At 24.9% G+C, this 15330-nt stretch carries 13 protein-coding genes, 3 tRNA genes and 1 rRNA gene; 8 read left to right on the top strand and 9 right to left on the bottom strand.

The genetic code is table 11. The features are described from left to right. Nucleotides 1-437 precede the first annotated feature (437 nt). Nucleotides 438-1553: a tRNA 2-thiouridine(34) synthase MnmA gene (gene mnmA, locus BUCNMO_RS01080; RefSeq protein WP_193554153.1), complete on the bottom strand. Its 1116-nt coding sequence runs from the start codon at nucleotides 1551-1553 to the stop codon at nucleotides 438-440. A 237-nt stretch (nucleotides 1554-1790) separates the two neighbouring features. Here mnmA and lepA point away from each other — a divergent pair, with 237 nt between their 5' ends. The 5 genes from lepA (at nucleotide 1791) to acpS (ending at nucleotide 6549) form a co-directional block, all read left to right on the top strand. After that, on the top strand, nucleotides 1791-3587 hold the full coding sequence (gene lepA / locus BUCNMO_RS01075) for a translation elongation factor 4 (protein WP_158344814.1): 1797 nt from the start codon (nucleotides 1791-1793) through the stop codon (nucleotides 3585-3587). A gap of 21 nt (nucleotides 3588-3608) precedes the next feature. Continuing rightward, the gene (gene lepB / locus BUCNMO_RS01070; protein ID WP_158344812.1) at nucleotides 3609-4466 is read left to right on the top strand and encodes a signal peptidase I; all 858 of its coding nucleotides are present in this window, start codon (nucleotides 3609-3611) and stop codon (nucleotides 4464-4466) included. A 140-nt stretch (nucleotides 4467-4606) separates the two neighbouring features. Further along, a complete protein-coding gene (gene rnc, locus BUCNMO_RS01065; RefSeq protein WP_158344810.1) occupies nucleotides 4607-5287 on the top strand; it encodes a ribonuclease III in 681 nt (226 codons plus the stop codon). 3 nt (nucleotides 5288-5290) lie between these two features. Next, nucleotides 5291-6115, top strand: a complete 825-nt coding sequence (gene era, locus BUCNMO_RS01060) for a GTPase Era (protein WP_162500959.1) — start codon at nucleotides 5291-5293, stop codon at nucleotides 6113-6115. 53 nt (nucleotides 6116-6168) lie between these two features. Further along, a complete protein-coding gene (acpS, locus tag BUCNMO_RS01055) occupies nucleotides 6169-6549 on the top strand; it encodes a holo-ACP synthase (RefSeq protein WP_158344806.1) in 381 nt (126 codons plus the stop codon). A 56-nt stretch (nucleotides 6550-6605) separates the two neighbouring features. On the opposite strand, the gene tadA is transcribed toward acpS, so the two are convergent. From tadA to dnaQ, 5 genes are all read right to left on the bottom strand, one after another. Next, on the bottom strand, nucleotides 6606-7052 hold the full coding sequence (gene tadA, locus BUCNMO_RS01050; protein WP_158344805.1) for a tRNA adenosine(34) deaminase TadA: 447 nt from the start codon (nucleotides 7050-7052) through the stop codon (nucleotides 6606-6608). Nucleotides 7053-7098: 46 nt separating this feature from the next. Further along, nucleotides 7099-7587: an SsrA-binding protein SmpB gene (gene smpB, locus BUCNMO_RS01045; RefSeq protein ID WP_160118320.1), complete on the bottom strand. Its 489-nt coding sequence runs from the start codon at nucleotides 7585-7587 to the stop codon at nucleotides 7099-7101. A gap of 169 nt (nucleotides 7588-7756) precedes the next feature. Then, the gene (gene grpE, locus BUCNMO_RS01040) at nucleotides 7757-8323 is read right to left on the bottom strand and encodes a nucleotide exchange factor GrpE (RefSeq protein ID WP_158344801.1); all 567 of its coding nucleotides are present in this window, start codon (nucleotides 8321-8323) and stop codon (nucleotides 7757-7759) included. Between the two features lie 588 nt (nucleotides 8324-8911). Beyond that, nucleotides 8912-8985 (bottom strand) — tRNA-Asp (locus BUCNMO_RS01035). Nucleotides 8986-9047: 62 nt separating this feature from the next. Continuing rightward, complete coding sequence (gene dnaQ / locus BUCNMO_RS01030; protein WP_158344799.1) at nucleotides 9048-9776, bottom strand: DNA polymerase III subunit epsilon; 729 nt, start codon at nucleotides 9774-9776, stop codon at nucleotides 9048-9050. Nucleotides 9777-9824: 48 nt separating this feature from the next. Between dnaQ and rnhA the strand changes: the two genes are divergently transcribed. After that, nucleotides 9825-10286, top strand: coding sequence for a ribonuclease HI (rnhA, locus tag BUCNMO_RS01025; protein ID WP_158344798.1), 462 nt, complete (start codon nucleotides 9825-9827; stop codon nucleotides 10284-10286). A 48-nt stretch (nucleotides 10287-10334) separates the two neighbouring features. Beyond that, complete coding sequence (gloB, locus tag BUCNMO_RS01020; protein ID WP_160118319.1) at nucleotides 10335-11087, top strand: hydroxyacylglutathione hydrolase; 753 nt, start codon at nucleotides 10335-10337, stop codon at nucleotides 11085-11087. Nucleotides 11088-11092: 5 nt separating this feature from the next. Here the strand turns inward: gloB and BUCNMO_RS01015 are convergent. The 3 genes from BUCNMO_RS01015 to BUCNMO_RS01005 form a co-directional block, all read right to left on the bottom strand. Next, a tRNA-Ala gene (locus BUCNMO_RS01015) sits at nucleotides 11093-11165 on the bottom strand. Nucleotides 11166-11205: 40 nt separating this feature from the next. Then, nucleotides 11206-11280 (bottom strand) — tRNA-Ile (locus tag BUCNMO_RS01010). Nucleotides 11281-11357: 77 nt separating this feature from the next. Next, nucleotides 11358-12916 (bottom strand): 16S ribosomal RNA (locus BUCNMO_RS01005). 580 nt (nucleotides 12917-13496) lie between these two features. Here BUCNMO_RS01005 and argS point away from each other — a divergent pair. Next, nucleotides 13497-15227 (top strand): arginine--tRNA ligase, encoded by a 1731-nt coding sequence (argS, locus tag BUCNMO_RS01000; RefSeq protein WP_158344794.1) that lies wholly within the window; start codon nucleotides 13497-13499, stop codon nucleotides 15225-15227. The last annotated feature ends 103 nt before the right edge of the window (nucleotides 15228-15330 follow it).

Below are 15330 nucleotides of genomic sequence, written 5' to 3'. Positions count from 1 at the left end.
TATTAATCGTTTCAATCACAAAAAACATTTATACTTATATATTCTTAGATATTTTTTTTAAAAAAAATAAAACTTACTATATTTGTTTAATGTATTTAAAAATATATATTTTATTAATTGTTAAAAAAATATTAATGAAAAATATTAATTATTTTTAAAATTTGTCTTAACTTTAATATTGATTATTATTAAATTAAGTTGTTAATAGTAGCTAGTAATTTAATATGTTTAATTAACTACATAAATATAAAAACATACAAAGTTATATTTATATTTTAAAAAATACTATTATAATAGTAACTTTATTAATAACTATTGTTAAAACATTAAAAATATTAAATATTTTATTTTACACATATCAATACAAGATTAATTTTGTAAATGATCTGATAATTATTAATATTAATAATATTAATAAAAATTGTAATACATATAGTCTAATGTTCTAAAAAAGGTATTCTATATTGAATCGCACCTCCTCCTATACAAATACTTGATTTGTAAAAAACAGCAAATTGCCCTGGTGTTACTGCAGAAACAGGATTTTTAAACATCACCTTTACTTTATTATGAGTTTTTAAAGAAACTACACAAGGAATGTCTAGTTGTTGATATCTTGTTTTAACTGAACAACAAAAATTTTTTTTAATATTATTTTTATTTATCCAATTAATATTTTTAGCTATTAAACCTATAGATTGTAAATAAGGATTATTAATACCTTGCGCAACAATTAATAAATTACTACTAATTTTTTTACTTACTACATACCATGGTAAATTACAACTACCTTTTATACCACCTATATTCAAACCTTTTCTTTGTCCTAATGTATAATACATTAAACCAATATGAGTTCCTACTATTTCTCCAGATATTGTTACAATTTTCCCTGGACTTTTTACAAAATATTTACTTAAAAAATCTTTAATTCTTTTTTTTCCAATAAAACAAATTCCCATAGAGTCTTTTTTTGTTGCCACAGGTATTTTTATTTTTTTAGCAATACGTCTAACTTGAAGTTTTTTAAAATTACCCAAAGGAAATAAACTTTTTTGTATTTGATTAGCTGTTAAACCATGTAAAAAATAACTTTGATCTTTAGAAATATCAACTCCTTTCAAAAGATACAATTGTTTATTTATCTTTTTTATTCTAGCATAATGGCCTGTTGCAATGAAATCAGCATTTAGTTTTTTTATCGAATATTGTACAAATACTGCAAATTTAATTCTCGTGTTACATAAAACATCTGGATTAGGAGTGTTTCCATTTTTTAATTCTAATAAAAAGTAAGAAAAAACATCATTCCAATATTCTATTGAAAAATTAACTTTATGCAATGGAATACCTATATGATCGCAGACATTTTGAGCATCTTGAAGATCTTGTTTAGAAGCACAAAAATTATGTGTATCATCTTCTTCCCAATTTTTCATAAATAAGCCTTCAACTTGATAATTATTTTTTTTTAATAACCAAGCAGAAACAGATGAATCTACACCTCCAGACATCCCCACTATTACTTTATATTTACTATTATTCATAATAATACTTATATGTTACGTTTTTTTTTAAAATAATTATTATTGAACGAAATTCAATTATTAAATATTTAAAAAAATTAGATTAAATATATTTAAAATATATATAATTAAATTATAAACCTTAAGTTTAATGTAATTCATTTTTTTGTTAATACATTAGTTAACAATTGTATCATATTTTATATATACTATATATTGTATAATAACATCATAATTTAAAATTAAAGTGAAATTATTTAATTAATGAAAAATATAAGAAATTTTTCTATTATTGCTCATATAGATCATGGCAAATCAACAATCTCTGATCGACTTATTCAAATTTGCGGCGGTTTAACAATAAGAGAAATGTCTGCTCAAGTTTTAGATTCTATGGATATAGAAAAAGAAAGAGGTATAACAATAAAAGCACAAAGCGTTACTATTAATTACGTTTCTAAGATTCAAAAAAAAACTTTTCAATTAAATTTTATAGATACTCCAGGTCATGTTAATTTTTCTTATGAAGTATTACGTTCTTTAAATGCTTGTGAAGGTGCTGTATTAATTATTGACTCCACTCAAGGAATTGAAGCACAAACTTTAGAAAATTGTAAAATTGCAATTGACATGAAGCTAAAAATTATTCCAGTACTAAACAAAATTGATTTGCCAACAGCAAATATATCTAATTCATTAAACCAAATTAAAAATATTATAGGTTTTTCACCTGATCAAGTATTACAATGTTCAGGTAAAACAGGTTTTGGAATTATTGATTTATTAGAAAAAATAGTTACAGATATACCAGCACCTCAAGGGAATCCTAATAAACCATTACAAGCCTTAGTTATTGATTCTTGGTTTGATAACTATTTAGGAGTTGTATCTTTAATTTGTATTAAAAATGGATCCTTACGAAAAAGAGATAAAATTAAAGTTATGAGTAATTCTAAAATATATACAATAGAATCAATAGGTTTATTTACTCCTAAAAAAATATATTGTAATATGTTAAGATGTGGACAAGTAGGATGGGTTATCTGTAACACTAAACATGTTACTGACATACTAGTAGGAGATACACTTACTTTAAATAAAAATCCTGCGGTTAATACTTTGCCTGGATTTAAAAAAATAAAACCTCAAATATATGCAGGTTTATTTCCTATTGATCTTACAGAATATCAAAATTTTAAAAATGGACTAATAAAATTAAGTTTAAATGACGCATCATTATATTATGAGAATGAACATTCTACATCTTTAGGATTCGGATTTAGATGTGGTTTTTTAGGTTTACTACATATGGAAATTGTTAAAGAAAGATTAGAAAGAGAATATCATATAGATTTAATTTCTACTGCTCCGAATGTAATCTATGAAGTAGAAACTTTAAATAATAAGATTATTTATGTAGATAATCCTTCTAAATTTCCAGCATTAAATAAAATTAAAGAAATACGAGAACCTATAGCTAAATGTAATATATTTACACCTACAAAATTTGTAGGTAGTATAATTAAACTATGTACCCAAAAAAGAGGAATTCAAATTAATCTTACTTATCATATGAATCAAGTATCTATTTTATATGAAATACCTATGTCTGAAGTCATTTTAAATTTTTTTGATGAACTTAAATCTATATCTAGTGGTTATGCTTCTTTAGAATATAATTTTTTAAATTTTAAAAAATCAGATGTAGTAAAATTAGATATATTAATTAATTCTAAAAAAATAGATGCTTTATCTTGTATAATACATAAAAAAAATTCTCAAATATATGCTAAAAAAATAGTACACAAAATACAAAGTACAATACCAAGACAGCAATTTGATGTCATCATACAATCAGTAATTAACAATATAATTATAGCACGTTCAACTGTTAAACAACTTAAAAAAAATGTTTTATCCAAATGTTATGGAGGAGATATTTCTAGAAAAAAGAAATTATTACAAAAGCAAAAAAAAGGGAAAAAAAAATTAAAAAAAATTGGTAAAATAGCAATTCCTCAAAAAACATTTTTTACTATTTTAAATAGACATTATAAATAAAACTATAAGGAGTAATTTTTAGTGTCACAATTTATCATTATCCTTTTATTCATTATTACATTAATTACTGGTTTTTTTTGGGTTGCTACAAAATTTATAAATAAACATTTAAAAAAAAATATTAAATATGAATATACAAATATTATAGCTTCATTTTTTCCTATTTTTTTGATAGTTTTTATAATTAGAGCATTTATTTATGAACCTTTTCAAATTCCTTCGGGGTCTATGATTCCTACTTTATTAATAGGAGATTTTATATTAGTTAAAAAATTCTCTTATGGATTAAAAGATCCAATTTTTCATACTAAATTGATTAACTTTAATAATCCTAAACGCGGAGACATAATAGTGTTTAGATACCCTTTAAATACTAATGTTTTATATATTAAACGTATTATTGGATTACCTGGAGATAATATAATTTATAATTACAAAAATAAACATTTACTAATTTATAATCATTGTAAAAAATATTTATTTTGTAATAAAAAAATAATAATTAATTATAAGCTACAATCTGATATTACAAAACATAATAAATTTTATTATAATCCTTATTGGTTACATCCAAAAATATTTAAAGAAAAAATAGATGACAATCTTCCATATAGAATATTATTAATAGATCAAGTTTCAGACTCTACACAGTTATATTTTAAACAATCAAATTATTTATCAGGATCATGGGTAGTTCCTAAAAACAAATATTTCGTTATGGGAGATAATAGAGACAATAGTTACGACAGCAGATACTGGGGTTTCGTTCCAGAAGAAAATATAGTAGGTAAAGCCACTATAATATGGTTTAGTTTTAAAAAAGAAGAAAATAAATGGCCTGTTGGTTTAAGATTAAATAGAATAGGTAAAATACAATAATATTATTCATAATAATAACTATATTTCTAACAGATGCTAATACCTAAAAATATATTAGTATATAATCCAATCTATTGATTAAGTATACGTATTTAATATACATACTTTATTAAATTAGTATAAATATAAATTAGTACAATATGAATTACATTGAAACAATTAAGTTACAAAAAATATTAGGGTATACATTTACTCAAAAAAATCTTTTAACACAAGCATTAACTCATAGAAGTGCTAGTAATAAACATAATGAAAGATTAGAATTTTTAGGAGATTCTATTTTAAGTTTTGTAATAGCTAATGCTTTATATAAATATTTTCCAAATGTAAATGAAGGAGACATGAGTCGCATGCGCGCTACATTAGTGCGCGGAAACACTTTAGCTAAAATAGCTCATGAATTTGCTTTAGGAAAATATTTAAAATTGGGACAAGGAGAATTAAAAAGCGGAGGATTTCATAGAGAATCAATTTTAGCTAATACAGTAGAAGCTTTAATTGGAAGTATTTTTTTAGACAGTAATATTATAACAATTGAAAAATTAATACTTAAATGGTATAAAGAAAGATTAAAAAAAATTAGTCCAGGGGATACTCAAAAAGATCCTAAAACACGACTGCAAGAATATTTACAATCTAAGCATTTACCATTACCTTCATATTTAATTATTCAAGTATATGGAGAAGCTCATAATCAACTATTTACTATTCAATGTGAAATTGTAGGAATCAAAGAATATATAGTAGGTATAGGTACCAGCAGAAGAAAAGCAGAACAAGATGCAGCTCATAGAATATTAATTCAATTAGGAATAGAATAAATAATGCTATATAAAACCTATTGTGGAACAATAGTAATTGTTGGGAAAACAAACGTTGGTAAATCTACATTATTCAATCAATTAATAAATAAAAAAATTTCTATTATTTCCAAAAAACGTAACACTACTCAAAATTATATTTTTGGTGTACATACAAAAAAAATATATCAAACAATATATTTTGATACTCCAGGAATTGATCTTATAAACAAATTCAATTTAAACAAATTAAAAAAGATTATTTATGAATCTGATATTACTATTTTTATAGTAGAAAACATTTCATGGGATCAAAACGATGAAAATACATTAAACACTATTAAAAATAGTAGTATACCAACTTTATTAATTATTAATAAAATAGATAAACTGAAAAATAAGATGCTATTATTACCTCATATAAATTTTTTGAAAAAAAAATTTAATTTTTTAGAAATACTTCCTATGTCCGGAAAAAATAAAAAAAATATTGATATTTTAATCAAAATTATTTATTCATTACTACCTGATCGGCCACATCAATATCTTAAATCTTATATTACTAATTGTTCTACAAATTTTGTAGTATCAGAATTTATTAGAGAACAATACATGATTTATTTCAACAAAGAATTACCTTATACTATAACAATTCAAATTAATTCTATTTCTATAAATACGAAAAAAGAATATATTATTAAAGCATTAATTTTAGTTAAAAAAAATAGACATAAATCAATATTAATTGGTAAAACAGGAAATAAAATAAAAAAATGTAGTATAATGGCTAAGAAAAATATATCATGTTTTTTTCAACGAAAGGTACATCTTTTTATTTGGATAAAATGATTTAATTCAATGATTGATATTTATATAATATATAACATAGATATTACAAAACAATGACTATCATTGGCATAGGTATTGACATTGTTGAGATTAAAAGAATAAAAATAATGATGCATCATTATCCTCACCAATTACCTAAAAAAATATTATCAGCTAATGAATATATGATGTATGTTCATCATCATAATAAATGTAATTTTTTAGCTAAAGTATTTGCAATTAAAGAATCAGCTTCTAAAGCTTTAGGAACAGGAATATCTCAAGGAATATCTTTTTATCATTTTGAAACTTATAACAATAATTTAGGAGCACCTAAATTAAAGTTATTAAAAAACGCCTTAAAAATTTCTAAAAAACTTCATATAAGGAAAAATCATGTCAGTGTAACTAATGAAAAAAAATATTTATGTGCAATAACTATTTTTGAAAATTAAAAATACATATAATATAATATACTCAACAAATAGTACATTTAATTAAAAACAATTTTTTAATAATCTTTTTTTTTAAAAAAATTTTTTATTAGATAAGAACATTTATTATGTAAAATATTATTAGTAACTTCTATTACATTTTTTCTTAATAGTATCTTCCAAAAATTTTTTTTATTATTTGTATTGTCACAAGCACCATAAACTAATTTTTTTATTCTACTGTTTAATATTGCTCCTAAACACATTAAACAAGGCTCTAATGTAACATACAAAGTTGTGTTAACTAATCTGTAATTATTTAAAATTTGAGCACCTTTTCTTAATGCTATTATTTCTGCATGTGCCGTTGGATCTTTACTCAAAATAGAACAATTCCATCCTTCAGATATTTTTTTGTCATTTAATACTAGAACAGCTCCTACAGGTACTTCACCTTTAGATTCTGCATGCTTAGCTAGATATAATGCATTTTTTATCCAATATATATCTTTTTTTTTATTCATTTAAATTATTAAAACTCGCATTATAACATAATATTAAATTATTAGATCAACATGTTAATTTTATTTTTTTAAATATATGGGATTGTTCTTTTTTCCAATTAGCACATTTTTCTTTATCTCTTTTGTCTTTCTTATTTTTGCCTTTAGCCAAACCTATTTTCAATTTACACCAGTTACTTTTCCAAATTAAAGATATAGGTACAATAGTATATCTATTTTGTTTTGATTCATTATACAAAAATACAATTTCTTTTCTATGCAACAACAATTTTCTATTTCTTTTAGTTTCACAAATACCACTATCTGTAATTGTACTAATAGGAAATATTGTTGATCCAAACAAATAAATATTATTTGCATAAAAAATTATATAACTACCTACTATATTTATTTTTTTTTGTCTAATAGATTTAACTTCCCAACCTTTCAATTCTATTCCACATTCAAAAATTTTTTTAATAAAAAAATCATAAAAAACTTTTTTATTAACAATAATTTCTCGCACATTATGTGATGAATTCTTAAATTTTTTCATTACCATTATTTAAAAATAATTAAATGATTACTAGCTTATAATAAATATATAAAATGTTACACAATTTTATACACTATTTTTTAATAATAAAAAATACTAGTTATTAACATAATATTTTACTATAATATACACATATTAAATTCACATTTTACATTTCTACTATGAAAAACTATTGAGAAACAATTACCATAGCAGGACGTAATAACCGATCATGAAGTAAATATCCTTTTTGTAAAATGTTAACAACATAATTGGATTGAAAATTTTTAGAATAATCAATAGACATCGCTTGATGTATTTTAGGATCAAATGGTACATGTAGTTTATTAATAATTTTCACTTTATAAACAAGTAACAAATTATTAAAACTCTCTAATATTAATTGCATATTTACGAGTAAATTTTTTACATCGTCTTTTAATGTTTTTATAATTTCTAATGACCGTTCCAAATTATCAATAGTTGGTAATATTTCTTTAATACACTCTTCTAATGAATAAAGTATATGATTATTTATATTTTTTTTAATTCTATAATTTAGTATATCTATTTCTTTTTTTGATTTTATTTCTTGTTGTAATAAATCATTATTTACTTTAGCTAATTCTTGTTTTAAAAGTACAATTTTTTCATTAACTATTGGATCATTAATAATATAATCGTCTTTTTTAACAACATCTTTTTCTAATGAACACTTTAGATTATTATTTTCTAATTTTTGATTTTGATCGTTCATAACGAATATTCCATGTATTCAAATTATTAAATAGACACAAAACACTAGGGATTATCTACAATTAAAATTTATAATCAATTTTTTACTAAAATTTCAATAAACACTAATTTTTAGTTAAAAAAACTATTTCATCAAATTATCTGAAATAAGCATATATTAAATACAAAAAAACTTTTCACAACTTTCAATTATTTTTTAATAAAAAAATTCGCTATTAAATATAAATGAAAATGCCAAAAAAATTATTTTTTTAACAACTATAATAAATTATAGTTTATTTAATTATTCAAAATTTCTAAATAAAAAAATTTTTAAATAACTTATTATTAAAATGACTGTTTATGAAAATTACAAAACACTATAATACATAACATATCAAAAACACATTTTCTATAAAAAATTTAAATAAATTAATATTTTTTCAATAACTATTTAAAAATATAAATATACAAAATATAAAAGAACTTTATCTATATCAATTATAAACTATTATGTAATTATATATTTAAGTAATAAAGATGTATCCAACTTTAATTAAAAGTAATTATTTTTAAATTTTAAATAAAATGTTTATTTGAATAATTTCTACGGTGCGGACGGGGTTCGAACCCGTGACCTCCGGCGTGACAAGCCGATATTCTAACCATCTGAACTACCGCACCTTATGTTGACATACATTTAAATTATATATTTTTATATAGAATAGTCAATACTAAAACATATTTTATTTTAATTTTTTCCAAATACATTTTTTATTATTTCTATACATTAAATCTAAATATTGTTCATGCGCAGATAATTCTTTAGTATTAGCTAATAATAAAGTTTTATTCAATTTTTTAATATTATTCACAAAATTTATTTTTTTAGATAAATAGTCAACTTTATTACTAAAAACCAATTTATCTTGTGTCCTAGTCATTCTCAAGTATACTTTAGCTAATAATTTAGCATCTAATATTGCATTATGTAACTTTCTTTCACAATTTTTAATATCTAACCTCTTACATAATTTATCTAATGTATTCTTTTTTCCAGGATACAATTTTCTAGCTATACTTAATGTATCTATAATATGACAATATTTTTCTATTGCTAAAACAGGAAACTTTACAATATTTAATTCATTATTTATAAACCGAATATCAAAAGAAGCATTATGTATAATTAATTCAGATTTGTTAACATAATTAATAAAACTATGAACTATTTCTAAAAATTTAGGTTTATTTAACAAAAAATTATCAGATATGTTATGTATTTTAAAAGCCCCTTTATCAATAGGTCGACCAGGATTAATATACACATGAAAAAAATTTTTAGTAATTTCTCGATTAATAATTTCTACGGCTCCTATTTCGATAATTCTATGAGTAGTGTTAATATTATTTGTTATATTTAAACCCGTAGTTTCAGTATCTAAAACAATTTGTCTTTTAAAATAATTTTGCATAATTATATTTATATCTTATAAATGTTACACATAATAAGGACAATTCTTATGTTAAAAACAGTAAAAATATTTGTAGATGGTTCTTGTCTAGGTAACCCAGGACCTGGTGGTTATAGTGCAATTTTACGTTATAAATCTATTGAAAAAACTATTAGTGCAGGATATCGATTTACAACTAATAATAGAATGGAACTTATGGGACCTATTGTTGCTTTAGAATCTCTTACTGAAAATTGCATAGTACAATTAACTACAGATAGTCAATATGTACGTTTAGGAATAACTTGTTGGATCCGAAGATGGATAAATAAAAAATGGAAAACAAAAAATAAAACTAAAGTAAAAAATTTAGATTTATGGCATCGATTATCTTTAGTTTTAAAAAATCATAAAACTTATTGGATTTGGACTAAAGGACATAATTTACATAAAGAAAATATTTTATGCGATTATTTAGCTAAAACAGCAGCAAAACTACCAAAATTAGAAGATTTAGGTTATATTAAATAAAATAATCTACTATATGATAGTGTATCTATAAATTTAATGAGATCAATAATGGTAATTTCTATTCCTATACTAAAAGATAACTATTCTTGGATTATACATAATAATAAAAATTGTATTATAATTGATCCAGGAGAATCTAATTCTATTTTATCTTATATAAAAGGAAATTATATTCCGATAGCAATTTTAATCACTCATAAACATAATGACCATACACAAGGTATTAAAAATATAGTTATTAATTATCCTAAAATAAAAGTTTACAGTCCATTAGAATTCAATAATCAATTCGTAACAAACATTGTACACGATAGTGAAGAAATTTACTTATTAAATCGTACCATTTTAGTAATAAATACTTCAGGACACACTAAATATCACGTTTCTTATTATATGAAACCTTATTTATTTTGTGGCGATACTTTGTTTTCTGCAGGATGTGGTAAAATATACAAAAACTTATATTTTGAAATGTATCATTCGCTCAAAAAAATTTCATCTTTTCCTGAAAACACTTTCATGTGTTGCGGTCACGAATACACTTATAATAATTTATTGTTTGCTATAAATCAATTTCCTATGGACAAAAAAATAGCTAAATTTTTAAAACATATTAAATTAATAAAAAAAAATAATAAACATATTCCTATATTATCATTACGTGAAGAAAAAAAGATTAATATTTTTTTAAGAACACATGAAATACATATGCAAAAATATAAAAAATTTGATTATAATAGATATTATCCTTGGCAATTTTTTAAACATTTAAGAAAAATTAAAAATAATTTTAAACAATAAAATATTGGAGCTAAGCGGGATCGAACCGCTGACCTCCTGCGTGCAAAGCAGGCGCTCTTCCATCTGAGCTATAGCCCCCTAAATTTTCATTTTAAATATTTTTTTTTAGATAAAATAGTAGGCCTGAGTGGACTTGAACCACCGACCTCACCCTTATCAGGGGTGCGCTCTAACCATACTGAGCTACAAGCCTGCTTGGGTATTTTAAAAAATAAAAATTGATAAATTCGTCAGATAATTTGTGTGAGCACATCCTTAAATAAATTATTTTAAGGAGGTGATCCAACCGCAGGTTCCCCTACGGTTACCTTGTTACGACTTCACCCCAGTCATGAATCACAAAGTGGTAGGCGCCCTCCAAAAAACTTCTTGGTTAAACAACCTGCTTCTTTTGCAACCCACTCCCATGGTGTGACGGGCGGTGTGTACAAGGCCCGGGAACGTATTCACCGTGGCATTCTGATCCACGATTACTAGCGATTCCGACTTCGTGGAGTCGAGTTGCAGACTCCAGTCCGAACTACGATGTACTTTATGAGGTTGGCATATCTTTGCAGACTAGCATCTCTTTGTATACACCATTGTAGCACGTGTGTAGCCCTGGTCGTAAGGGCCATGATGACTTGACGTCATCCCCGCCTTCCTCCGGTTTATAACCGGCAGTCTCTCCTGAGTTCCCAGCTTAACCTGATGGCAACAGAAGATAAGGGTTGCGCTCGTTGCGGGACTTAACCCAACATTTCACAACACGAGCTGACGACAGCCATGCAGCACCTGTCTCATAGCTCCCTAAGGCACTTTTTCGTTTCTGAAAAATTCTATGGATGTCAAGACCAGGTAAGGTTTTTCGCGTTGCATCGAATTAAACCACATGCTCCACCGCTTGTGCGGGCCCCCGTCAATTCATTTGAGTTTTAGCCTTGCGACCGTACTCCCCAGGCGGTCGACTTAATGCGTTAGCTTCAGAAGTCACTTCTCATGGAAACAACCTCTCAGTCGACATCGTTTACGGCATGGACTACCAGGGTATCTAATCCTGTTTGCTCCCCACGCTTTCGCACCTCAGTGTCAGTATTCGTTTAGGAGGCCGCTTTCGCCACTGGTATTCCTCCAGATATCTACGCATTTCACCGCTACACCTAGAATTCTACCTCCCTCTACGATACTCTAGTGAATTAGTTTCAAATGCAGTTCCTAGGTTAAGCCCAGGGATTTCACATCTGACTTAATAAACCACCTACGAGCTCTTTACGCCCAGTAATTCTGATTAACGCTAGCACCCTCCGTATTACCGCGGCTGCTGGCACGGAGTTAGCCGGTGCTTCTTCTTCGGGTAACGTCACAAAAAAAAGGTATTAACTTTTTATTTTTCTTCCCCGCTGAAAGTACTTTACAACCCTAAGGCCTTCTTCATACACGCGGCATAGCTGCATCAGGCTTTCGCCCATTGTGCAATATTCCCCACTGCTGCCTCCCGTAAGAGTCTGGACCGTGTCTCAGTTCCAGTGTGGCTGTTTGTCCTCTCAGACCAGCTAGAGATCGTTGCCATGGTAAGCCATTACCTTACCATCAAGCTAATCTCATCTGGGCTCATCTAAAAGCATGAGGTCTATATTAAAAGATCCCCCACTTTGGTTTTTCAACATTATGCGGTATTAGCCACCATTTCTAGTGGTTGTCCCCCTCTTAAAGGTAGATTCCCAGATATTACTCACCCGTTCGCTGCTCGCCGACAAAGAAAGCAAGCTTTCTTTTCGCTGCCGCTCAACTTGCATGTGTTAGGCTTGCCGCCAGCGTTCAATCTGAGCCATGATCAAACTCTTCAATTACAAACTTTTATTTTTCATAAATAAATCTTATGAAAAATTTTTTTATTTCAAACTATTTTATTTGGATGTGCCCACACAAATTATCTGATAAATTTTTAAAGAACAAAAAATCTTAACTACTATGTACCATACATTTCTTTTTTATATTTGTCAATGTTTTATTTAATTTTTTAAGAAACAATTTATTTTTTTTAAAAACATGTTAATATTAAAAATGTTAAATAACATTTAAATCAACAACATTCAATTACTTTATAAAATATTGATCATATTTTTAAATATACTATCTTTACAAAATAATAACACTAACATGAAACATTAACAAACAAAAAAATTTTGTTTAAAACATTTTTTTAATGTGCTGTATGCATTGTCACAATATATGTCATTTATTTACAATATTAAAAAAACATTTATAAAGTATTTATTAAAATAAACAATTTACAATTTAATTAATACTTTATCATCATTATAATAATGATATTAATTAGCATAAAAATAAAAAAAATGTAGACAATATACAATCTAAATGCTTTCTATTACCTTTAAATCTGTAAACATTCTAAAATAAGGAAAATATTTGAATATTAAATCTATAATCACTCAAGCAATACAACAATCACTGTTGTTACATAATATTAAAACTAATATAAACATATCAGTACAAATTTCACCTAAACATTACTCTTGGGACTATCAATGTAGTAATATTATTCAAATCTCTACAATAGAAAAAATAAACCCTTATACATTTGCAAAAAAAATTGTTTCAACAATAAATTTACACTATATGTGCTCTAAAATAGAAGCTTCTACGAAAGGTTTTATCAATTTCTTTATAAGTAATCAATGGATCGAAAACACATTCAAGGAAATTCTCTATTCTCCTAAAATAGGAGTCAATACTCAAAAGCAACAAACAATTGTTGTAGATTATTCTTCTCCAAATATTGCAAAAGAAATGCATGTTGGACATTTAAGATCTACTATTATAGGCGATTCTATAGTAAAACATTTAGAATTTTTAGGTCATAGAGTTATCAGAGCAAACCATATTGGAGATTGGGGTACTCAATTTGGTATGTTAATAGCTTTTTTTGAAGAAACATATAAAAAAAACCCAAATGATTTTAAATTAACAGATTTTAACAATTTTTATCAAAAAGCTAAAAAAAAATTTAGTATAGATTTAAATTTTGCAAATAAATCTAGAAAATATGTGCTTAAATTACAAACAGGAAACAAACATTGTACTACTATTTGGAAAAAAATAGTTAATATTACAATTAAAAAAAATCAAAAAATATATGAAGCTTTAAAAGTTAGTTTAAAAACACAACATATTATCGGTGAAAGTTTTTACCATAATATGTTAGCTGTTATTGTAAAAGATTTATTAGAAAAAAAAATAGCAGTTGTAATAAATAAATCTGTAATTGTATTTTTGAATCAATTTAAAAACAGACAAGGAGCTCCAATGGGTGTAGTTATTCAAAAAAGTGATGGAGCTTATTTATATTCTACAATAGATATCGCTTGTTTAAAATATCGATACCAGCAATTACACGCTGATCGAATTTTATATTATACTGACAGTAGACAAAAACAACATTTAGAACAAGTTATTATAATAGCTAAAAAAGCTGGTTATATACCTCTTGATTTTAAATTAGAACATCATATTTTCGGAATGGTGCTATCAAAAAATAAACGTCCATTCAAAACTAGAGACGGTAAAACAATACGCCTGAATTTATTAATTCACGAATCTAAAAAACGAGCAAAAAAAATTATTTTAGAAAAAAATCCCAAGATTACTAAGAATGAATTAAAAAAATTATCTGAAATAATAGGTATTGGAGCTATGAAATATGCAGATTTGTCAAAAAATCGTGTTACAAACTATATATTTGATTGGGATTCAATGCTAAAATTTGAAGGAAATACTGCTCCATATATACAATATGCTTATGTTCGAATAATATCTATTTTCAAAAAAATAAAAAAAATTTCTCTTTCTTCTAAATTAACTTTCACTATAACCAATGATTATGAAAGAAAACTAGCTATCAAAATTCTTCAATTTGAAGAAATCATTATACAAGTAATAAAAGATGGAACACCTCATATTATGTGTACTTATTTATACGAATTATCCGTATTATTTTCTAAACTATATACATCATATTCAATCTTGTCATCTAAAGATGATAAAGCATTGCAAAGTAAATTAAAATTATTATTTTTAATATCTAAAATATTAAAAAAAGGATTATTAATGCTAGGTATTAAAGTAATTAATCAGATGTAATATATATTACTACATATTTACAAGAATATTAAAATTATTAATATAAATATAATTAACTACATTTTAAAAAAAATTAAAAATTATAAAATTTGCACACATACAA

The organism is Buchnera aphidicola (Nipponaphis monzeni), assembly GCF_006741185.1.
GTDB classification, from domain to species: domain Bacteria; phylum Pseudomonadota; class Gammaproteobacteria; order Enterobacterales; family Enterobacteriaceae; genus Buchnera_H; species Buchnera_H aphidicola_T.
Note: the sequence above shows the minus strand (reverse complement) of the source record. Positions and strands in the feature narration are given on the sequence as shown.